This window comes from Faecalibacter bovis (genome assembly GCF_017948305.1).
GTDB classification, from domain to species: domain Bacteria; phylum Bacteroidota; class Bacteroidia; order Flavobacteriales; family Weeksellaceae; genus Empedobacter; species Empedobacter bovis.
Map to the genome: position 1 here is coordinate 1,712,618 of NZ_CP072842.1, position 21,383 is coordinate 1,734,000.

Annotated in this window: 16 protein-coding genes and 1 tRNA gene; 11 read left to right on the forward strand and 6 right to left on the reverse strand. The window is 27.9% G+C overall.

Features of this window, described 5'->3' with window-relative positions; all coding sequences use genetic code 11:
• Positions 1-108 precede the first annotated feature (108 nt).
• From J9309_RS08250 to J9309_RS08270, 5 genes are all read left to right on the forward strand, one after another.
• Positions 109-4,536: a lamin tail domain-containing protein gene (locus J9309_RS08250; RefSeq protein WP_230475419.1), complete on the forward strand. Its 4,428-nt coding sequence runs from the start codon at positions 109-111 to the stop codon at positions 4,534-4,536.
• Between the two features lies 1 nt (position 4,537).
• Positions 4,538-4,900: a hypothetical protein gene (locus J9309_RS08255; RefSeq protein ID WP_230475420.1), complete on the forward strand. Its 363-nt coding sequence runs from the start codon at positions 4,538-4,540 to the stop codon at positions 4,898-4,900.
• A gap of 110 nt (positions 4,901-5,010) precedes the next feature.
• Entirely contained in the window at positions 5,011-7,797 is a 2,787-nt protein-coding gene (locus tag J9309_RS08260; RefSeq protein WP_230475421.1) for a T9SS type A sorting domain-containing protein, read from the forward strand.
• A gap of 492 nt (positions 7,798-8,289) precedes the next feature.
• The gene (locus J9309_RS08265) at positions 8,290-11,382 is read left to right on the forward strand and encodes a T9SS type A sorting domain-containing protein (protein ID WP_230475422.1); all 3,093 of its coding nucleotides are present in this window, start codon (positions 8,290-8,292) and stop codon (positions 11,380-11,382) included.
• 1 nt (position 11,383) lies between these two features.
• Positions 11,384-11,650, forward strand: a complete 267-nt coding sequence (locus J9309_RS08270; protein ID WP_230475423.1) for a hypothetical protein — start codon at positions 11,384-11,386, stop codon at positions 11,648-11,650.
• Positions 11,651-11,681: 31 nt separating this feature from the next.
• Here J9309_RS08270 and J9309_RS08275 read toward each other — a convergent pair whose 3' ends face one another.
• Positions 11,682-12,728: a hypothetical protein gene (locus tag J9309_RS08275; RefSeq protein WP_230475424.1), complete on the reverse strand. Its 1,047-nt coding sequence runs from the start codon at positions 12,726-12,728 to the stop codon at positions 11,682-11,684.
• 153 nt (positions 12,729-12,881) lie between these two features.
• Positions 12,882-13,124, reverse strand: a complete 243-nt coding sequence (locus J9309_RS08280; RefSeq protein ID WP_230475425.1) for a hypothetical protein — start codon at positions 13,122-13,124, stop codon at positions 12,882-12,884.
• A gap of 202 nt (positions 13,125-13,326) precedes the next feature.
• On the opposite strand from J9309_RS08280, the gene J9309_RS08285 reads away from it, so the two are divergent.
• Positions 13,327-13,530, forward strand: a complete 204-nt coding sequence (locus tag J9309_RS08285; protein ID WP_230475426.1) for a (4Fe-4S)-binding protein — start codon at positions 13,327-13,329, stop codon at positions 13,528-13,530.
• 81 nt (positions 13,531-13,611) lie between these two features.
• Positions 13,612-15,243: an ABC-F family ATP-binding cassette domain-containing protein gene (locus tag J9309_RS08290; protein ID WP_230477857.1), complete on the forward strand. Its 1,632-nt coding sequence runs from the start codon at positions 13,612-13,614 to the stop codon at positions 15,241-15,243.
• A 230-nt stretch (positions 15,244-15,473) separates the two neighbouring features.
• Here the strand turns inward: J9309_RS08290 and J9309_RS08295 are convergent, their stop codons facing one another.
• Entirely contained in the window at positions 15,474-15,665 is a 192-nt protein-coding gene (locus J9309_RS08295) for a cold-shock protein (protein ID WP_230475427.1), read from the reverse strand.
• 987 nt (positions 15,666-16,652) lie between these two features.
• Between J9309_RS08295 and J9309_RS08300 the strand changes: the two genes are divergently transcribed.
• Positions 16,653-16,883, forward strand: a complete 231-nt coding sequence (locus J9309_RS08300) for a cold-shock protein (RefSeq protein WP_230466812.1) — start codon at positions 16,653-16,655, stop codon at positions 16,881-16,883.
• A 225-nt stretch (positions 16,884-17,108) separates the two neighbouring features.
• Here the strand turns inward: J9309_RS08300 and J9309_RS08305 are convergent, their stop codons facing one another.
• Positions 17,109-17,447: a hypothetical protein gene (locus J9309_RS08305; RefSeq protein WP_230475428.1), complete on the reverse strand. Its 339-nt coding sequence runs from the start codon at positions 17,445-17,447 to the stop codon at positions 17,109-17,111.
• A 163-nt stretch (positions 17,448-17,610) separates the two neighbouring features.
• A tRNA-Ser gene (locus J9309_RS08310) sits at positions 17,611-17,695 on the reverse strand.
• A 195-nt stretch (positions 17,696-17,890) separates the two neighbouring features.
• On the opposite strand from J9309_RS08310, the gene J9309_RS08315 reads away from it, so the two are divergent.
• From J9309_RS08315 to J9309_RS08325, 3 genes are all read left to right on the forward strand, one after another.
• Entirely contained in the window at positions 17,891-19,054 is a 1,164-nt protein-coding gene (locus J9309_RS08315) for an MFS transporter (protein ID WP_230475429.1), read from the forward strand.
• Positions 19,055-19,148: 94 nt separating this feature from the next.
• Complete coding sequence (locus J9309_RS08320) at positions 19,149-19,391, forward strand: hypothetical protein (RefSeq protein WP_230475430.1); 243 nt, start codon at positions 19,149-19,151, stop codon at positions 19,389-19,391.
• A gap of 151 nt (positions 19,392-19,542) precedes the next feature.
• Positions 19,543-19,755 carry a hypothetical protein gene (locus tag J9309_RS08325; RefSeq protein WP_230475431.1) on the forward strand — a complete coding sequence of 71 codons (213 nt, stop codon included), beginning with the start codon at positions 19,543-19,545 and terminating at the stop codon, positions 19,753-19,755.
• Positions 19,756-19,807: 52 nt separating this feature from the next.
• Here the strand turns inward: J9309_RS08325 and lysA are convergent, their stop codons facing one another.
• Positions 19,808-21,019 carry a diaminopimelate decarboxylase gene (gene lysA, locus J9309_RS08330; RefSeq protein ID WP_230475432.1) on the reverse strand — a complete coding sequence of 404 codons (1,212 nt, stop codon included), beginning with the start codon at positions 21,017-21,019 and terminating at the stop codon, positions 19,808-19,810.
• Positions 21,020-21,383: the final 364 nt, after the last annotated feature.

Consider the following 21,383-nt stretch of genomic DNA (forward strand, 5'->3'; position numbering starts at 1 on the left):
TAAGTTTACATAAACTTTACGCAAAATGTTTAAATATTTATTTTTTAAAATTAATTTTGCTATCTAATTGAATTAAAACTGATAACATTTAACATTAAATATATACTTATGAAAAAAGATTTATTCTTTAAATCTATATTTACTTTTTTAATCACATTGCTCTGTCATGTAGGTTTTGGGCAGGAGTATTACAATTTATTACAAGGAAACTTTAATGAAAATTTCAATAATATATCAAATTGGGGAAATAACTATACAGGAGGATATGGTGCCCAGTATTGGAAAGTAGCTAATGGACCAGTATTTTCAGTAAATACTTCAGGTGGAATACAAAAAGGTAATCAAAATCTTATTTTATTAGCCACAGGAACAAATACTACTTCCACTGATTTATTGATTAATTTTACAGGAGTGAATGCTGATAAGATTTCTTTAGATTGGAAGAAAGAAACAAATACTGTAAACTCAAATCCTAGAAATGCTAAATTGATTATTCAATATAGTATAAATGGTGTTGATTTTTTTCAATTACCTAATTTTGTTAATCCAATTGTAAATAACAATAATACAAGCGAATCAGGTAATATTAATTTAGACTTACCAAGTGCATTGTCAGATGAATCGAATGTAGTCTTTAGATTTATAGTTAATAGAAATTCAAATTCAGGGAGTGGTAATAATCCAAAGATAGCTATTGACAATATTCATATATCAGGATTACCTATAGTTCAAACAGCCCCAATCCTTACAACACCACAAACTGTAACAGGTACTTATGGGGTTTTAATAAATCAAACTATCACAGGGGAGCATATAACTCCATCTACAAACTGGTTTATAACTGGAACAAAACCTACGGGTGTTGATTTTGCTAATGGTGTATTTAATGGTAGTCCTAATGAAATAGGATTATTTACATCTAGTGTAAAAGCTAAAAATGGTAATTTAGAATCTGATGAAATTACTGTTAATTTTGATATATCAAAAGCTAATCAAAAATTTCCAGTTGACATTCCTGTAGGTCAAATACAAGGTATAATTGATGGGGAAATTGATTTACCTAGTCATACTTTACATAATGAAACAGATGTTTTAGCTAATTCAATAGTCTATACTACTGATAATCCTTTAGTTGTATCTGTAGTAGGTAATAAATTAAATTTTGTTGGAGTAGGAAATGCTACAATTACTGCTACGTCAGCTAATAGTAATACTAATTATAATCCAATTGATTCAGAATCATTTAATGTAATTGTTAATAAAAGAAATCAAACGATTAATAATTTTAATAATATTACTGAAACTTTTGGAAGTACAATTAATAACTTATCTGCAACTACAAATTCAGGTTTATCATTAACATATGAAATTGTTTCAGGTCAACCAACAGATGTGATAAATCTATCAGGAAATCAAGTAACAATATTAAATGCAGGAAATACTCAAATCAGAGCATACAATGCTGGAAATGCAAATTATGAACCTGTAGAAAAAATTATTGATGTTACTATTAATAAAGCTGAGCAAACTTTATCTACAACATTAGCAGATATTATCGATAATATTAATACTTATGTATCACGAGATTATTCAAAAACAGATCAAAATTTGTTATTAAATGTAATTTCTGATGATAATAATATTGCTTATTATGAAAATGGAAATATTCATTTGATTGGATATGGAGAAACGTTTTTAAAAATAAAAAATGAAGGTGATAGAAATTATAATCAGTTTAATGAAAGAATTGTTAATGTAAAAGTGAACGATCCAGATTTAAACGAATGTGTTAATGTGAATTTTGATACAAGTTTTTCAATAAGTGAATTTGAAAATCAAGGATGGGAATTTGGATCAGTAACAGTTGGTGGTCAGTCTTGTTCTGGAACAAATGGTATAATCTTTAATGGAAAAGATGATTATTTAAAAACTAAAATTCTTTCAAGTCCTAGGGAAATTAGATTTAATAAACGTAGAAGTGGTAATACTACTGCATGGGGTATGAAGGTTGAAATTATGGAAATGAATTCAACTGAATGGACAACAGTTAAAACGATAAATTCTATAACTACAACTTGTCAAGAAGAAGTAATTGATTTAACTGCTTACGTTGAAGAAGGGAAAGGTTATTATATTAGATTAATTGATACACGTGCATCAGGTACACATGAAAGAACTATTGATGATATAAAAATAATTTGCAAGGGAGAAATTAATCAAAATGTTGTAACTCCTTTAATTAAGCCAGCTTCTTTGGTAACGCATAATAAATTTCAAGTTAATTGGGAAAAAGTAGATAATAGTGATTATTTACTAGATGTATACTCTAAAGTTTTGGGTAATTATACAACTGATTTAATGTTTTCTGAATATGTAGAAGGTAGTAATTATAACAAAGCTTTAGAAATATATAACGGTACCGGGAATTCAATAAATTTAAAAGATTATAAAATTAGTAGACAGTCAAATGGTGAGGGGGATTTTGGAAATACATATACATTTGATGATAAAGTATTGGAACATGGTGAAACAATACTGTTAATTAATGAACTTGCTGAAGAAGATTTAATAGATTTATCATTAATTAATAATTCACTAGTTCTTTTAACACCTGTGACTTTTAATGGAGATGATGCTATAGTTTTAAAGAAAAATAATATAGTTATTGACCAAATAGGTCTTGAAGGTGATACAAATAATTGGGGTGAAGATGTTACTTTAAGAAGAAAACCTTCAGCAAATCCTAATCCTATATATCATGATACAGAATGGGATGAATATCCACAAAATACTTTTGACGGACTTGGGCAGCATTCGACTAATATTGATAATGGTATTAAGAAATCATATATTGTAAGAAATCAAGAAGTTTTAGTTAACACAACTTCTTATGTTGTAGATACTAATGTAGATAAGTTCATAGACTATTATTATGTAGTAAGAAGTAAATTAGGAAATACAATTTCAGATTACTCACAAGAAATGGATGTTCGAAGAACTTACTTTGAAAATGGTTCTTGGACAACAGAACCTAGTCACGTATTTCACTCAGTAATATTAGAAGGAGAGTTTAATCAAGAGTTAGTAGGAAAATCAATAACTATTGATATTGGAAATGGTAATACTAACACAATTACTGGAGGAAATACATATTTTCCAAAACACAGTTTTGATGTTTTATCAGGAACTATCACTTTCAAAGAAAATGCTTACTTATTACAGGAAGATGATGAGTCTATAAATTTTGGTAATGCAACTTTCGAAAGAAACGCTACATTCTTTCGTTACGATTCAAAATTCTGGTCATCGCCAGTAGCAGAACGAAGTATTTCAGGATTTATGCCTAATCCTTCAGGGATTTATACGTACAATACAGCATATAGAAATTGGGATAATACAACAGATACTAATTTTTTAACTGCTAAAGGATATATATTTCAAGCTGGTGCTAACTATCCTTTTTATGGAAATGGGGATCAAATACTTTTCGATGGAAAATTCACAGGAGTACCTCATAATGGTAATTACAGTGTTCCGGTAAGTTATACAGGTTTAGGAGATAACGGAGTAGGAAATCCATATGGTTCTCCGATTTCAGCGAGTGCTTTTTTAAATGAAAATGATCATGTAACTCGTTTGTATTTTTGGGATGAAGAATCACATTATATTCCTGGTACAAATCCACCAAGATATGAAGATCAAAGTTGGTCTGCTTTAAATCAAACAGGGCATAATGATGGTCCAACTAAATTTATTGGAGTAGGTGTAGGTTTTATTGCTCGTGTGGATGGAAACGATGATATTGTTTTCAATAACTCAATGCGAACGAGTGTTACGAATGCAGGTGATATTTATAATAGAACGAGTACAGAAAAAGATCGTTTTTGGTTAAGTCTAAATTTAAATAATAATAAAGAAAATCAAATTTTAATTGGTTATGTAGAAGGAGCAACAAATGGAATTGATGATAAATATGATGCGAAAAATTTAAGTAATAACAATTCATTTATTTTATCACATTCTAATGCTAATGCAATGATTATTGAAGGTCGTCAATATCCATTAGACGTTAATGATCAAATACCATTGTATTTCCGAGCATCTGAATTAGGTGATTATACAATTAAATTAGAAAACAAGGAAGGAATTTTTAATTCGCAACCAATTTATTTAATTGACAACGAATTAAATTTATCAATCAATCTAAATGAAGAAACAGAGTATACTTTTAATTCTGAAATAGGAAATTTTATAGATCGATTTGAAATCAGATATCAACCAAAAGAAACTTTATCTACAAATGATTTAGATGATACAACAGATTTAATTGTTTATAAAAATGAAAAATTAAACAAGGTTACTTCTAAAGTAAATGTAGTTGGTTATAAAGTGTATGATTTAGCAGGTAGATTAATTTCAGATGAAAAGGTAAATCAATTAAAAGATTTTTCATTGACTAATCAAAATAAAGGAACTTATATCGTGAAGTTTACTTTGGAAAATGGAAGAGTAATTTCTAAAAAAGTAATCTTTTAATATGAGAAAATTTATTTTATTGCCAATTTTTGCAACAGTTATACTACATGCAAATTCAAATACTTTTCCAAATGAGAATCCTTATCAAAGTTTAAGTACAATAGAAGAAAAACAGATTGTTGGAGAAAATTTTGTTGAGGTCTATGAAAGCCAGAATAACGTAGAGAATTCTTCATTTGATTTTTTTGGATTATTGCATTCAGATGATGAGCTACAAAATACCTCTTTATGTGATCCTAATATAGAAGATTGTAATGCTGATCCAACTGATCCACCAATTTTAGAACCAGTTCCAATTAATCAATATGAAATAGGACTTATTTTATTAGGATTAGCAATAATTTTTAAAAGAAAATTTTATTAAACATTTAATTACATAATTAAAAGGGTTTCGTTTTACGGAGCCCTTTTTTATTTATAAAATTATCGATAAATTTAAGTGTGTTTGGTTGGTAAAACTCTAATTATAAAGTTATGATACGATTTTTACCTCTTATTACATTGTTCTTAATAACTCAGTTTCTTATAGCGCAAGGAACAGAGAATTTTAATACTTCCAACCTAACGGATAATTACAGCAATGGAAGTTTTAGTGGTGAAACTGCTGGAACTACAATTGTTTATTCACATTGTCGTAACCAAGGTGATTATCCAATCTCAGGTAACGGAATAATGTTAAGGCGCAATGACGCTGATCCATCTTCAAGTTCTGTCGAATTTCATATAGCAAATGGTGTAGGAGATTTTATATTCCAATACCGAAAAGCCTTTACAGGACAAAACAATCGAATTTTATCGGTAAGTGTAAATAATGAAGAAGTTTTTTTGTCTCCAATTTTTGGTAACAGTAGTGGCGAAGATCAAACCATATATACACAAACGATTCCTATTTTTAAACAAGGTAATGTTGTTATAAAGATCGCTTATCCTTCAACTATCGTAAATGGTAATAGACAAGTGACTATAGATAATGTATCATGGACTGGAGTTTTGCCAAATCCGGAAGCTTTAAATTCACCTTATATTGGAGTTGATAAATTTATATCTAAATGGAATTATACAGAGAATTTTGATTTATTTGAAATTCATGTTTCTGATTATAAAAATAGATTTCTAACACAAATAGAAAGTTTCGAAAATGGATTAGATACATCAGGTTATGAAGAAATGTGGGAAGCAGAATTAATTGGTGGTCGTTGGATTTTAGACAATGTTATTCGTACGACACACCATGTTTCTGGGAATTATGGTGCTCAATTACAAGCTGATTATGGGAAATTAAATTCTCCACTATTTTACAAGCCAAAATCCATTTCATTTTATGCTAAAAAAGGTGCAAATGATACAAGTTTAAAGCTTAGTATGAAAGTGAATCAAGTTGTAACAGATTTGGTTACGTTTTCAGTGACTAATAATGATTTTCAGTTATTTAATTATAATTTTACAACAATACCAGACGAAGCAAGTTTTATACTTTCTAATGGAGTTAAAGTTTTGTATTTAGATGATTTAACTATAGAATCTGAAGGGTTTATGAAAGAACCCATTTTATCATCTCCATTTATTACAAATTCAGCTGAATTTAATTTACCAATTAATAATTTAGAACCAGATACAAATTATTTCTATAAAATTAGAGCGAAAAATGGAGGTGTTTTTTCGGGCTTTTCAAACGAAATAGAATTAACAACCAAAGATGGAGTAGTTTGGACTGGGAATGAATGGATTTATGGTCAGCCTAGTTTTAATAAATTAGCTATTTTAAGAGGTAATGGTACACTTTTAAATTCTTTTGAGGCTAAATCTTTACAAGTAGAAAATGATATAGAAATTAAGTCAGAAACAACAATTCATTTACAAAATGAGTTCAATAATTATTTTAATCATTCAGTTATATTTAATGAAGGTGCATATCTTCTTCAAGAAAATGATTTGGCTGTAAATTCAGGTAACGCAACATTCAAAAGAAATGCAACATTCTTTGGGTATGATTCAAAATTTTGGTCTTCGCCGGTTGCAGATCAAAAGATTTTAAAGCAAAATAACGATAACGGATTTTATTCCAATCCATCCGCAGTTTATAATTATAACGAAGAAGGTAGAAATTGGTTAAGAACTACAGATACTAATTTTCAGCCAGCTAAAGGCTATATTATACAAGTTGGTACAAACATACCATTTAATCAAAATGGTAATTTGGAAACGCCTTTTGTAGGTTATTTTAATGGAGTTCCTCATAATGGAGTTTTTACAATTCCGGTAACAAAAACTACAAATGGTTTAGGAGATAATGGAGTAGGAAATCCTTATGGTTCTCCAATTTCAATGCAAAGTTTTATGACTTCAAATTCAGTTGTAAAGGCGTTATATTTTTGGAATGAAGATGCGCATTATATTCCAGGATCAAATCCAGCAAGTTACGAAGGTCAAAAATGGTTCTCATTTAATCTGACGGGTTCAAATTTAGATACTCAAGAACATATAGCTCCAGGAGTTGGTTTTATTGCAAGAGTCACGGAATTAAGCGTATTGACTATTAATAATTCAATGCGAAGTGATATTAATTTTGATGATATTCAGAGCCGAAATCAAAATGAAAAAGATCGTTTTTGGTTAAGTTTAAATGCCAATAATAATAAAGAAAATCAAATTTTAATTGGTTATATAGAAGGAGCAACGAATGGAATTGACGAAAGGTATGATGCGAAAAATATTTCAAATAGTAATTCTTTTATTTTATCACATTCAAATGCCAATGCAATGATCATAGAAGGACGTCAATATCCATTGGATGTTAATGATCAAATTCCATTGTATTTCCGAGCTAAAGATACTGGCGAATACACGATTAAATTAGAGAATAAGCAAGGGATTTTTAAAACACAACCAATATATCTGATTGATAACGAATTAAATTTATCCATCAATTTAAGTGAGGAAATTGAATATGTATTCGAATCGGAACAAGGTAATTATCTCGATAGATTTGAAATTAGATATGAACCAAAAGAGAATTTATCAACCATAAATTTAGATGAAACATCAGATTTAATAGTTTATAAAGATGATAGCCAAAATAAGGTTATATCATTTGATAAAATTACTAGTTATAAGATTTATAATTATTCAGGTCAATTAATTGCGATTGAAAAAGTTAATCTGTTAAACAAATTCATTTTAAAAACTCTACAGAAAGGAACTTATTTTTTGAAATTTACTTTAGAAAATGGAAAATTTATTTATAAAAAAGTAATCTTCTAACATAAAAATTATATTGCCATTTTATTAATATTTAAAGAGCTTCAATACTGAAGCTCTTTTTTTTAGCTAATGAAAACCAGAATTTTATAACATGAAAAAGTACTATTTTTTTATTGAAGATAAATTTGTATTATATTAAGAATTAGATATTTCGCAAAAAATGAAAACTTTTTTTACGAATTCATAAATCGGGTTAAACTTCATGATAATATAGATTTTAAACACTTTAATTAGATATAATATTAATTATTAAGAAATTACATATTAAAATATTTTAAAAAAGCAAAAAATATTAATAATTTCTGTTAAATATTTAATCATTATAAATAATGATGTAACAATTAATTATCCAATTTTAAACGATTAATTTCGGTTAATATTGATTATCAATATTATACCGCTTATTAGGTATGTTTTTTTATAACATTTTTTTTTAAGTTTGTTTCCAAATAATTGGAAAGAAATAAAATCTCTATAAAAAATATTACGCTTATGAAAAAACTTCGACATCTTACAATGAGAATATTCGGTCTCATTTTAATGCTTATATCTACTGTTGTATTTGGTCAACATGTAGCAGATATTTCTGCTTTTGATGCATATTATAAATTATCAAGTACTGAAGTAATAGATGTTAGCGGAGAATATATTATTGCAAGTTTTGATTCTTCAAAACCTGATGTTAGCCTAAATTCAGATGGTTCTATAAAAGGAGCCTTGATGAATAGTGAATCTTCAGGTAGATTTGGTTGGGATGGTTTAAATTTTGAAAATGGTAATTTATATAAGAGTAATATTAATGGATTAAATGATTTTGTACATGCTGTATATAATAGAAAATCTGTTAGATGGAAATTTATAAAAAATAATTCGAATTTCCGTATTCAAAATATCTCAAACAATAGATATTTATATACTAGGGATAACTGGGGATCTTATGGGATAAAAGCTGGAGCAACAGAAGAAGATTGGAAAATTACTTCTAACAAGATTTATAGTACTAAATTAAATCAAAGACCATTAGTTTATTCTACTAGAGCCGGAGGAACTGATTTTTTTGTGGATAAATATTTATTGTCAGGAAATTCTAATGCTAATAGTAATACAGATATTTTTAAAAGATTAACATTAGACAATGTATATTCTCAAGTAGGATATGTTTTAGATAGAAAATTATTTCCAGCAAAAAATTCTACAGGAGCTAATATTACTTATGAGGTAGTTAAGACTACTAGAAATGGCGTGCAAATAAATGAAACGTTAATAACTGAAATGTCGAGAAATGAACAATTTGTTGACTTTAGATACGATGCGGATGGTGTTGTAGAATTAAAAGCAATAGTTGATAGACAAGGACATATACCTAGTTATACCAAAACAATTTTTATTACAATAAAAAATGATCAACCTTGTTTTATGGAGGGGTTTGAAAATCAAAGTTTTCAAGGTGGTTATGATAGTAATGTAACATTGTCGAATATAGATTTTCCTAATTTTCCTAATTTATCAAATGGTAATAATATTTATAAATATTTTTCAGGAATAATTTTAGGTTCTAATGCTAATAAAAAAGCACATATTACTTCTAGAACGTTATCTGAATTATCAGGAAAAGTTACAGTAGAAATGTTAGTTAAATCAGATGTAGCTGATAAACAGATTAGGATTGGATTTATAAGTAAATCAAAAGTTTTAGGTAGTACAACTACTATTAGTAACAGTACTTTTTATAATTCTGAAGTTGTAAATTATAAAGTTGACAAAACTATCAATGATTCTGAATATACAAAATTATACCACATTTTTGATTTAAAGGAAAGTGGTATTCCTCAAGATTTAGTATTTTATATAGGAACTCATAACAGTGATACTAGAATGTATATTAACGAAGTAAAGATTAATTGTTCTAGTTATAATAATACAGACACTACTTGGGATTATGGTTTTTGGAGTCACGGTAAACCAAATAAAAATCGAAATGCTATAGTGAGACAACAAACAACGGAAAGTTTCGAAGCTAAGGAAATTTTAGTTGAAAGAAGACTTAATTCTAATGATAAACTAAATATTTTAGTTACCAATAATGATACTTACACGGCTTATTCTAAACTTACAGTTGATCCTCGCGATGAATTAATCTTTGATAAAGGATCTTATTTGTATCTAGATAGAATATCAGCAGGTGAAAGTTCAGCAGCTACTGTATCAGGTAATGTAGGTTTTAAATCTAAAATTAATTATTTCAATTATGAATCGAATATATATTCATCTCCCGTAATCGGTCAATTAATAAAAGGTAATGGTAACACTTATTTCACTCCTAATGGTACAATTTATAGGTTTGATACAGAATCTTTTTCTTGGAAAAATTATACTGGAAATGTATTTGAGGATGGGAAAGGTGTTATGATTCAAAGAACTGGAGCTACAAAATACTACAGTAACTACGATTCGGACAATGATCCAAATACTGTTAATAGACCATTAAACTTTGAAGGTATTTTTAAAGGAGTGCCTAATCAGCATAAAACTATAAGAGTTAGTTTAACTCCATCTATAAATGAAGGAAGTTATATGATTGGAAATCCTTATTCTGCACCAATTTCAATTAAATCGTTTTTATCATATAATACAAATATTGATTTTATTGAAATAATGACAAATGAAAATCCATGGGATTATTCAACAGGTAAATATTTGCAACCGAAATACTATACATATTGTAATAGTGAAGGTTGTACTAATTCTAATAATGATACTGATACAGCATTAGATTTAAAATTAGACTTAGGTGTAGGCTTTTTAGCAAAAACAAAATCCAATATAGAAAATTTTTATGTGAATTTTAGATATTTAGATATTGTAAAAAGCATTGATAAAAATGATTTATTAGAAAATAATAGACAATATAATAAAGAGGGTTTAAAATTTACACTAGGATTAATAGTAGATAATAAAGAAGCTGCTTCATTTTTAATGAGTTTTAATCCGAATGCTTCGAATGAATTTGAAGAAGGGATGGATGCAAGAATTTCTAATAAAGAATTTGAATTTTTTAGTTTAAATAATGGCAATAAATATGTTATAGAATCAAGATTTTATCCTTTAGATGTTGAAGATTATATTGTTATTAGTTTTAGAACTTCAAAATCAGGTTCACATATAGTTTATTTAAAGAATATTATAAATTACTTTGATTTAAATCAAAAAATATTTTTAAAAGATAATTATGAAAATAAAATTATTGATTTAACAAATGATATGTTTTATGAATTTAATTCAGAAGTAGGAGAGTTTACGGATAGGTTTGAGATTATTTTTAAAAATGACTTATTGGAAATTGAGGAATTTAGTAGTAATGAAAAGTTAGTAATTTATGAATCTGATAATAATAAATATATTAACTCAAATGATATAATTTCTTCTTATGATATTTTTAATATTCAGGGGGTTAAAATAGATTCTCATACGAATATAAACTCTAAAAGTGTCAAAATTATTGATATTCCTAATAAAGGTTTTTATTTATTGAAAATTTATTTACAAAATGGGAAAGTTGTTAATAGAAAAATATTAAATAAATAGAATGAGAAATTTAAAACATATTATATTGCTATTATCATTTAGTAGTTATGCGCAATCTTCAGATTCGTATTTTAGTGATAATGATAATGTTTTTAATAATAAACTGGATGAATTCGAATCTGATCTAGAAAATACTGAAACTAATGGAGGTTATCATCCTGAAGCTCCGGGACCTGTCCCCATCAACGACTACCTACCACTTTTAGCAGTAGCAGCGGTTGGTTTAGGATTCTATTACAGAAAGGAATTAAATCAAATAACTAAATAACAATAAAGCCTCCCAATTGGGGAGGCTTTATTTATTTTAAAGTATTGTATTGATCGATTATATGCAATAAGGACTGTTCTAAAATATCACCCATCGAAGTACAATGTTCAAACTGATTAGATTTATATAATTTGCTAAAACCAGTTTTTAATTGCTCAATATGTTCTGGAGGTGCTATATAATCTCCTTTCATTACTCTTAAAAGATGTCTGATTCGTTTTTGGCTATTAGAAATTCTTTTTACAGTAATTGCTCTAACTTCTTTACGATATTGTTCTATCGAGTTTGGTTTTAGTCTGTTTATTACCAAATCTACCATTGCTTTATTTTCCTTAAAGTATTGTGGTCGATAAATTTTCAAGTTTCCTTCGTAATTTTGTTGATCAAAATCAATAGGGCGAATCCTATAAAATACTTGGTCAAAATCGTGCATCGGAATCACCACATAATTATACGATCGCATATCACCCAAAAGCCCAATAAAACAACGTTCGTTAAATTTTACAAACTCTTTAGCGATTTGATTTTTTTCTAATTCACCACAATTTTCAAGGTATTTATTGATAAAAATATCTCCAGGAATTCCTAAAATATGTTCTTCAATTAAGGTATCTCCATCTACTAAAAAATTGATTCGGTGTGGAGATAAAATTTCTTCCATTTCTAACCCATAAATTCTGGAAGCATCGGCTTTTTTTATGTAATAATTCGTGTAGTTATCATTCAAAATATTACGCACTCGTATACGAAATGGTTTTGAGTTTCCGAACGTGCAATAATCAATAGAATCAACTGTTAGATAAGGCAACGAATCTTCGTCACCATCAGAATGCAGTAAGGTGTAAATTTTATTTAAACTCGCTTCAATTTCTTGATGTTCAAATTCAGAATAGTAAACACCCAGCCAAAACGTATCGTTTCCGTCTTTATCCTCAATCGAAACATAACCTGTAAAACGTAATAAATCATCATATTGCAAGGACGTTTTTGTTAAACGATGAAATTTATCCAAATACTCGTTTAGTTCATTATTAATAGGATATATAGGTTTTCTAAACTCAATTTTTACATCTTTCATTTTACAGTTCTATTTTACGAAGTTAAGCAGTTTAGATGAAATCTTATACAATTTAGAATTTGCATCTTTATAACGTTACGATAGATGATTGAGGTAGATCTATCGAACTAATTTAAAATAAAAAAACTCAATCTAAATAGATTGAGTTTGATATCATCTTGTAATTGTTAAATCGAAATTATTAGAATTTACGTCTAATTTATAATTTATCGTCAATTGGAAATCTTGGCCATATTTCGAACAAAATTTATCAATATTTAAGTTACTAGGTAAAGAATTTTGCTCCAATGTCAAGAATAATTTAGTCCAATTTGTATTTTGTTCTAAAATTCGGTTAAATCTTTGTTCCCAATATTTAACAAATCTTAGGGTGTTTTCATCTTTAATCTCTTCCATGATTATTCAAATAGAACACAAATTTAAGATTTTAAGCTGAAAATGAATTGTTAAATGATGTATAATTAAACAATATATGGTGCTTTAATTGATTATTTTATTGAAAATCAGTAATTTAATACATTGAATTATTTTTGAATTAGCATTAATTACTGGTGTAGTATTTTTAAACAATATACATATAACCAAAATCTAAATACAAATGGAGGAACATTTATATTCAAACGGAGAAATCACGATCGTTTGGAAGCCAAAATTATGCGAACATGCTGCAGTTTGTGTAAAATTATTACCGAAAGTTTATAATCCTAAAGCAAGACCTTGGATACAACCAGAAAATGCTACTTCTGAGGAATTGAGAAATCAAGTGTCCAAATGTCCATCAGGTGCTTTATCAATTAAATAAAACGTTTATAACTCTTTCATTGATTTGAAAGAGTTTTTTCTTTCTATTCAATTATCTTTGCATCACTTATTTTTAGAATATATGATTACAGTAAATGATATTGCCGTTCAATTTGGTTCTACAACTTTATTTAGTGGTGTAAGTTTCGTGGTAAACGAAAATGATAAGATTGCCTTGATGGGTAAAAATGGGGCTGGGAAATCGACGTTATTGAAGATTGTTGCAGGTATCAATAAACCATCTCAAGGAAATATTGCTGCGCCAAAAGATGCGGTTATTGCATATTTACCACAACACTTATTAACAGAAGATAATTGTACCGTTCGTGAAGAAACTTCTAAGGCTTTCTCGGAATATCTTTCGATGAAAAATGAAATTGACGAAATCAACGAGCAATTAACTGTAAGAACAGATTACGAAAGTGATGCATACATGAAATTAATTGAGCGTGTATCAGAACTTAGTGAAAAGTTTTATTCTATTGAAGAAGTAAATTACGAAGCGGAAGTAGAAAAGGTTTTAAAAGGAATGGGATTTTCTCAGGAAGATTTAGATCGTTCAACTTCTGAGTTTTCAGGTGGATGGCGTATGCGTATAGAATTAGCCAAAATTTTATTAAAACAACCAGATTTAATTTTATTAGATGAGCCTACGAATCACTTGGATATTGAATCGATTCAATGGTTAGAAGATTTCTTAAAAAATCAAGCGAAAGCGGTTATGGTTATTTCTCACGACCGTGCATTTGTAGATAATATTACCAATCGTACAATAGAGGTTACAATGGGTCGTATTTATGATTATAAAGCAAAATATTCTGATTATTTAGTATTACGCCAAGATCGTAGAATTCATCAACAAAAAGCGTACGACGAACAACAAAAATTTATCGCGGAGAATAAACAATTTATCGAACGTTTTCGTGGAACGTTTTCTAAAACTGAACAAGTGCAATCGCGTGTTCGTATGTTAGAAAAACTTGAGATTATCGAGATTGATGAAGTTGATACATCTGCTTTAAAATTAAAATTTCCACCAGCTGCACGCTCTGGTCAATATCCAATTACTGTTGCAGGTTTATCTAAAAACTATGGTGATCATATTGTGTTTAAAGATGCAGATATGGTAATAGAACGTGGTCAGAAAGTTGCTTTAGTTGGTAAAAATGGAGAAGGTAAATCGACGATGATTAAAGCGATTATGGGTGAAATTGATTTCGAAGGAAAATTAGAAATCGGTCATAATGTACAAATCGGATATTTTGCTCAAAATCAAGCTGCATTATTAGATGAAGATTTAACAATTTTTGAAACAGTAGATCGTATTGCAGAAGGAGATATCAGAACACAAATTAAAAGTATTTTAGGTGCTTTTATGTTTAAAGGCGATGATATTGATAAGAAGGTAAAAGTGCTTTCGGGTGGTGAAAAAACACGTTTAGCAATGGTTAAACTATTATTAGAACCTTATAATGTTTTGATTTTAGATGAGCCAACCAATCATCTTGATATGAAAACTAAAGACATCATCAAAGATGCTTTACGCGATTTTGAAGGAACTGTAATATTAGTTTCTCACGATCGTGATTTCTTAGATGGATTAGCTGAAAAAGTGTTCGAATTTGGTAACAAACGTGTAAAAGAACATTTCGAAGATATTAAAGGATTCTTAGAAATAAAGAAAATGGAATCTTTAAACGAAATAGAAAAATAATAAAAAAGGCTTAATCGTAGATTAAGCCTTTTTAAATTTTACAGTTATTTGAAACTTATGCTTAACCTAATTCAATAGAAATTAATTATTTAAAAAGTTAAATTCTAAATATTAAAACAAAAAAAAGCTGAAACCTAAAGGAAACAGCTTTATATGATTAATTAGAAAATGATTTTAAGTTTACACCATTCAGATGTTTACTCCATAATCAAGCCTAATGAAAAATCAAATTATATTCTTTTAACATTTGTAGCCATAAGTCCTTTTTGACCTTGCTCAATTTTAAAAGAAACTTTGTCATCTTGTCTGATGTCATCAATCAATTGAGATGTGTGAACAAAAATTTCGTTTCCTGTTTCTTGAACTGTAATGAAACCAAAACCTTTAGCATCATTGAAAAATTTTACTGTACCTTCTTGCATAATATATATTTTAAAAAAGAGAATAAATCAAAACATCATTAATTTTTAAAGGAACTATTTTTAACAAAAATCGTTCATCATTATTCTCAAATAATACCAACTTAACGCGTGATAAAAAACGTTTAATATTTGAGATTAATCAATTTGGAATTGAAATATTTTAAATTATAAATTGAAAAAAGAAGAATACGATAGTTTAAGAAGTGTTTAGCTTTACGCCAAAAGTATAAAAAATGGTATGTCAAACTATTTTGTTTGTTAATAAATAATATCTTATCTCTGATATTGGTACAAATGTATGACGAATTTTTAAATAAATAACAATTTAATAATGAAATAAATATTTTATTGAATTTTATATAAAATTTCGTTTAGATAATTAATAGTTTTTTAATGTTTTGAATTGGTGCTTAATTAACGCTTTTTATTCGTCGAATTCATCTCTATCAGGTAAATTACGAAGAATTGAATTTTAACAAAGTTGCTTTTTAATTTCTGTAAAATATCAAATATAAGTTATGATTATATAATTCTTAATTTTTGCGTATAATTATTTATATCTTCTAACAAAAGCTTTAATTTTTTATTAAATTTTTATTTCAGATTAGTTCCATAAAATATTTATTGTATATTTGCATCAAATAAAAGTTACTTCTTTCATCACTTTTCGTGATTTTTTAATAATGAAATTACAATCCTCATTAATCTGGATTTTACTTCTTCATACATTGGTACTTATTTATTTTCACAAACAATTTAATATAACATTACGTTATAATCGCTTATTTATATGCAGAATTTTTAGAAATCGCATTAACCAAAATTTAATTTATGAATAGAAAACAACAACACACAACATTATCAAACATTACATTAGAAGATTATATCATAAACAATAGTGCAAACGGATGGTTACTTCAGGTAGCGCCGGCTATTACAAATTATCTTCAGAATTTAACTTCAAAGATTACGGATTATTTTACTGTAATTGATTGGGGAAATTTATTATCAAATAATAATAGGCAAGAAGGAACTGTGAAGTTTTTTAATAAGACTAAACGCTTCGGGTTTATTACAACTGATCAAAAAGATATTTTTGTACACATTAGTGGTTTAAAAGATAATATCAGACAAAATGATGAAGTTATTTTTGAAATCGAAACCGGTAATAATGGTCTTAATGCAGTAAATGTTAGATTAGCTAATAATCATCATTAAACCGCAATACTTTACAAAACTTTTATAGCATTCAGCTATACTATTTAATCAATTTTAATAATAACTCATTTTAATTCTTCGTATCAAGTTATTATTAAAATTATGATTGAAAATATTATTTCTTATTTATAAAATCTTTCTAATAGATTGTTGTAAAATAAAATATTTGAGATTTTTTCAATGTACATGAGTACTTATATCCAATTTCTCTACAATTCTAAATAATTAGAAATTATCATTAAACTGAGTTATCATAAGTTCTGGTTTTTCTGTTGAATATTTAACCATTACACTATCTCCTTTATTTATATTATCTCTTTCATCTATTCCGTCAGATTCTATGTAAGATCTACCATTTACGATATATTTTACTTTTATAAAATGTCCTTTGTAAGTATTTTTATTCGTTACAATTCCTTTAGTCAATTTAAAAGAATTATTAATAATTTTTAATTTTTTTTCATCATTAGCGCTAATTAAGTATACAACACCAGTTATCACTATGATGGTTACTAATAAAATTAATAAAAAGGTTATAATTTTATCTTTTATTTCTTTTGTCATAAACCAAACACTTCTCTTGGATTCTTGATATACTTTTCGTTTTGACAAATATAAATATTTAAAAATTTAATTCCAGTTAAAGTTTGTTTGAATGTAGGCAAAGCGTAGATTGGAAATCTTAATCCATAAAAAAAGCCTCAAAGTAAAACTTCAAGGCTTTCAGCGGAGAGTGAGGGATTCGAACCCCCGGAGGTATGACCCTCAACAGTTTTCAAGACTGCCGCATTCGACCACTCTGCCAACTCTCCAGTTGTAATTAATCGCGGTCTTTGCGTTAATTGTGGTGCAAATATAGAGCGATAATTTGAATTACCAAATCCTAATTATAATTTTTTTTCATCATTAGATCTATCAAATTCATTATCAGTGAAATATTTTTTTAATAAAATAAGAATTAATTATTCAAATTCGATTATTTACCTTTACACCTCTAGTAATAAGACATGCAAAACACCGTTTCTACACCTAAATTTACATCAAAACAAATCCGTTTAGCTGTAACCATTTTCTATTTCTGTACAGGATTAATATTTTCATCTTGGGCAAGTAGAATCCCAACAATTAAAAATAAATTAGGAATTTCTGAAGGCGAACTTGGGAGTTTACTTTTAGTGATGCCAATCGGTGAAATTATAACATTGGCTTTGGTTGGTAAAATGGTTGCGCTATATGGTAGTAAAAATGTTTTTCGTTTAGGGATTTTAGGCTACGCTTTGCTCTTATTAGCTATTCCGTTTGCAACTACTTTTTGGTCACTTGCTGCGATTCTTACATGTTTCGGTATTTTTAGTAATTCATGTAATATTGCGATCAATACTCAAGGTGTTGATGTAGAAAAAGTTTATAATCGTTCAATCATGTCTTCTTTTCATGGAGCGTGGAGTTTAGCAGGATTTGTAGGAGCTTTAATTGGTTTGTTGTTAATGAATTTTGAAATTGAAATTTTAACTCATTTCATCATTATATTTATAATAATATTAGGATTATTCTTTTCTCAACAGAAATATTTATTTGATCATGAAACTTTTACTGAAGATCAAAAGAAAGGGTTTGTAAAACCAGATAAAACTTTAATACAATTAGGAATAATTGGTTTTTTAGGTATGGCAACTGAAGGAACAATGTTCGATTGGAGTGGAGTTTATTTCCACGAAATTGTAAAAGCTCCAGAAAAATGGTCAACTTTAGGTTACGCCGCTTTTATGATCACAATGGCTTCAGGGCGTTTTATCGGCGATAAATTTATTGAACGTTTTGGTAAACGTCGCGTTTTACAAGTTAGCGGTATTTTAATGGGAAGTGGATTGTTGATTTCTGTATTTTTTCCAACCTTAGTTATATGTACAATGGCATTTATGTTAGTTGGTCTTGGGGTAGCTTGTACAGTTCCTGCTGTTTATAGTGTAGCCGGACAGCACAAAACCATAAATCCTGGCGTTGCATTAGCAATGGTTTCTAGTATTTCTTTTTTAGGATTTTTATTAGGACCACCCTTAATTGGATATATTGCAGAAATGTTTGATTTAAGATATTCGTACGCTCTATTTGCTGTATTTGGGTTTGTTTTAGCTGTAATGGTTACTAAAATTAAATTATTTAAAGGCTAAATTTTTTTTAAATCAAACTGTTTTAAATTAATTACAATAATGTGTTGTAAATCAATGTTTTTTGTATATTTAATAAAATTAAAAAACACTAGATATGAAATTATTAAAAGTATTAGCTTTCGTATTGTTACCAATTGGTTTGTTCGCGCAACAAAAATCTGATAAAACACAAGATTTAAAATCGAAAGTAGAAGCTCAGAAAAAAGCAGATTTAAAAGCAACTAAACTTGAACAAATTCGTAAAGATGAAGCAGCTTTAAAGGAAGAAAAAAGAAAAAAAGTAGAAGCTGAAAATGCGAGAGTTAATGCTCAAGCAAGAAAAAAAGTTGCTAAATAATAGTATATAAAAATCTCAATCTTTCGATTGGGATTTTTTATGCAAAATTTTAATTACCATGTTTAAATATTTATTGTTTTTAATAGTACCAATAAATCTTTTCTCTCAAGTTAAAAATGATACAATTATCTCTGATACAAAATCTAATTTGATGAAGAGTTTTTATCTGATGAATAAAGTGATAATTAAGGACGATAATTTTTCAGGTTTTAAAAAAGAAATGAAATCACTTGGAGTTACAATTCGTAATAATCAACAAATAGCAGAACATACTTATCAATGGAATTACGATAAATCTTTAGGGTATAATATCATTGGTAATACAATTAACAACATATTAAACAAAAAAAAACTCAATCCGTAGATTGAGTTTAAGTGAATTTGAACTATTAAATTTCTATTTTAATAATATTAAATTAGAATTTGATTTCTTCTGTTGTACCAATTAAATCTTGTAAAGTTTCACGACGACGAATTAAATAATCTTTATCGTCTATTAACAAAACTTCAGCAGGTTTTAATCGTGAGTTGTAGTTAGATGCCATAGAAAAACAGTATGCACCAGCATTGTGGAAACATAAAATGTCGCCTTCGCTAATTTCATTAATCTTACGGTTTGATCCGAAAGTATCCGTCTCACAAATATATCCTACAACTGTGTAATAACGGCTGCGTCCTTCTGGATTCGAAATGTTTTCAATTTCGTGATGTGCATTGTAAAACATTGGACGGATTAAGTGGTTAAAACCAGTGTCAATTCCAGCAAATACAGTAGAAGTTGTTTGTTTTACAACGTTTACTTTCGCTAAGAAAGTTCCAGCTTCAGAAACCATGTATTTTCCTGGCTCAAACATTAATGTTAATGGTTTGCCATACGCTTTCTCAAACTCATTGAAACGAGCTGATAAACGTTCACCTAAATATTCGATATCAGTTTCGTCAGCACCTGGATAATAAGGAACCTTAAATCCAGATCCGAAATCGATGTACGTTAAATTCTTAAATTCCGCTGCTACTTCAAATAAGATTTCAGCTCCTTGTAAGAATACATCAATATCTAAAATATCAGAACCTGTATGCATGTGCACACCATCTAAATGTAATCCTGTATTCTCTACTACACGTTTGATGTGTGGTAATTGATGAATAGAAATTCCAAATTTAGAGTCGATATGTCCTACAGAAATATTTGCATTTCCACCAGCCATAATGTGTGGATTAATACGCACACAAACTGGATAATTAGGGAAATCTTGACCAAATGTTTCTAAAACCGATAAATTGTCAATGTTGATTCTTACGCCTAAAGCAATAACTTGTTTAATTTCTTCGTAAGAAACTCCATTCGGTGTATAAATGATTTCTTTTGGTTTGAAACCAGCCATTAATCCTAATTCTACTTCTTGTAAAGAAACAGTATCTAATCCTGAACCAAGGGATTTGAAGTATTTTAAAATATTAAGGTTTGTATTTGCCTTACATGCATAATTTAACTTTAAACGCTTGACAGTTGAAAAAGCATTCGTCATCTTCTCATATTGCGATTTAATTTTATTCGCATCATATACATATAGTGGCGCATCGTATTTTTGCACCAATTCTAATAGACGTTCTCTATTCAGTTCCATTTTGTCTAAATTTTATTGTTTAAAGTTCAATTACAGTGGGCAAAATTAAGGCGAATAATTCATTTTTTGATGATAATTCAAAATAAACTTATTAAAAATCAATTATTTTGAATTTTGTTAAGAAATAATATTTGTTTTTTGAATTTTATTCAATAATCTACAAAATTAGGCCGCAACCATTCTATTCATTTTTATCAATTTTTTGAAGAGTTTGATTATAGTTTTAATTTTTAATAGAATATTTTACAATATCAGATAATAAAATGCACATAATATTAATTTTCTTTTCACTTGAAACAATAATATTTTGATTGAAATTCATTTGTAACAATTGTAACTTTCATTCATAAATAAATACGGAAAT

What these genes read in the sequence shown, in the direction of transcription:
- J9309_RS08255 (WP_230475420.1), top strand. Translation starts at nt 4,538, where the DNA reads ATGAGAAAATTTATTTTATTGCCAATTTTTGCAACAGTTATACTACAT.
- J9309_RS08290 (WP_230477857.1), top strand. Translation starts at nt 13,612, where the DNA reads ATGATTACAGTAAATGATATTGCCGTTCAATTTGGTTCTACAACTTTA.
- lysA (WP_230475432.1), bottom strand. Translation starts at nt 21,019, where the DNA reads ATGGAACTGAATAGAGAACGTCTATTAGAATTGGTGCAAAAATACGAT.
- J9309_RS08315 (WP_230475429.1), top strand. Translation starts at nt 17,891, where the DNA reads ATGCAAAACACCGTTTCTACACCTAAATTTACATCAAAACAAATCCGT.
- J9309_RS08320 (WP_230475430.1), top strand. Translation starts at nt 19,149, where the DNA reads ATGAAATTATTAAAAGTATTAGCTTTCGTATTGTTACCAATTGGTTTG.
- J9309_RS08285 (WP_230475426.1), top strand. Translation starts at nt 13,327, where the DNA reads ATGGAGGAACATTTATATTCAAACGGAGAAATCACGATCGTTTGGAAG.
- J9309_RS08295 (WP_230475427.1), bottom strand. Translation starts at nt 15,665, where the DNA reads ATGCAAGAAGGTACAGTAAAATTTTTCAATGATGCTAAAGGTTTTGGT.
- J9309_RS08280 (WP_230475425.1), bottom strand. Translation starts at nt 13,124, where the DNA reads ATGGAAGAGATTAAAGATGAAAACACCCTAAGATTTGTTAAATATTGG.
- J9309_RS08250 (WP_230475419.1), top strand. Translation starts at nt 109, where the DNA reads ATGAAAAAAGATTTATTCTTTAAATCTATATTTACTTTTTTAATCACA.
- J9309_RS08265 (WP_230475422.1), top strand. Translation starts at nt 8,290, where the DNA reads ATGAAAAAACTTCGACATCTTACAATGAGAATATTCGGTCTCATTTTA.
- J9309_RS08260 (WP_230475421.1), top strand. Translation starts at nt 5,011, where the DNA reads ATGATACGATTTTTACCTCTTATTACATTGTTCTTAATAACTCAGTTT.
- J9309_RS08270 (WP_230475423.1), top strand. Translation starts at nt 11,384, where the DNA reads ATGAGAAATTTAAAACATATTATATTGCTATTATCATTTAGTAGTTAT.
- J9309_RS08275 (WP_230475424.1), bottom strand. Translation starts at nt 12,728, where the DNA reads ATGAAAGATGTAAAAATTGAGTTTAGAAAACCTATATATCCTATTAAT.
- J9309_RS08305 (WP_230475428.1), bottom strand. Translation starts at nt 17,447, where the DNA reads ATGACAAAAGAAATAAAAGATAAAATTATAACCTTTTTATTAATTTTA.
- J9309_RS08325 (WP_230475431.1), top strand. Translation starts at nt 19,543, where the DNA reads ATGAAGAGTTTTTATCTGATGAATAAAGTGATAATTAAGGACGATAAT.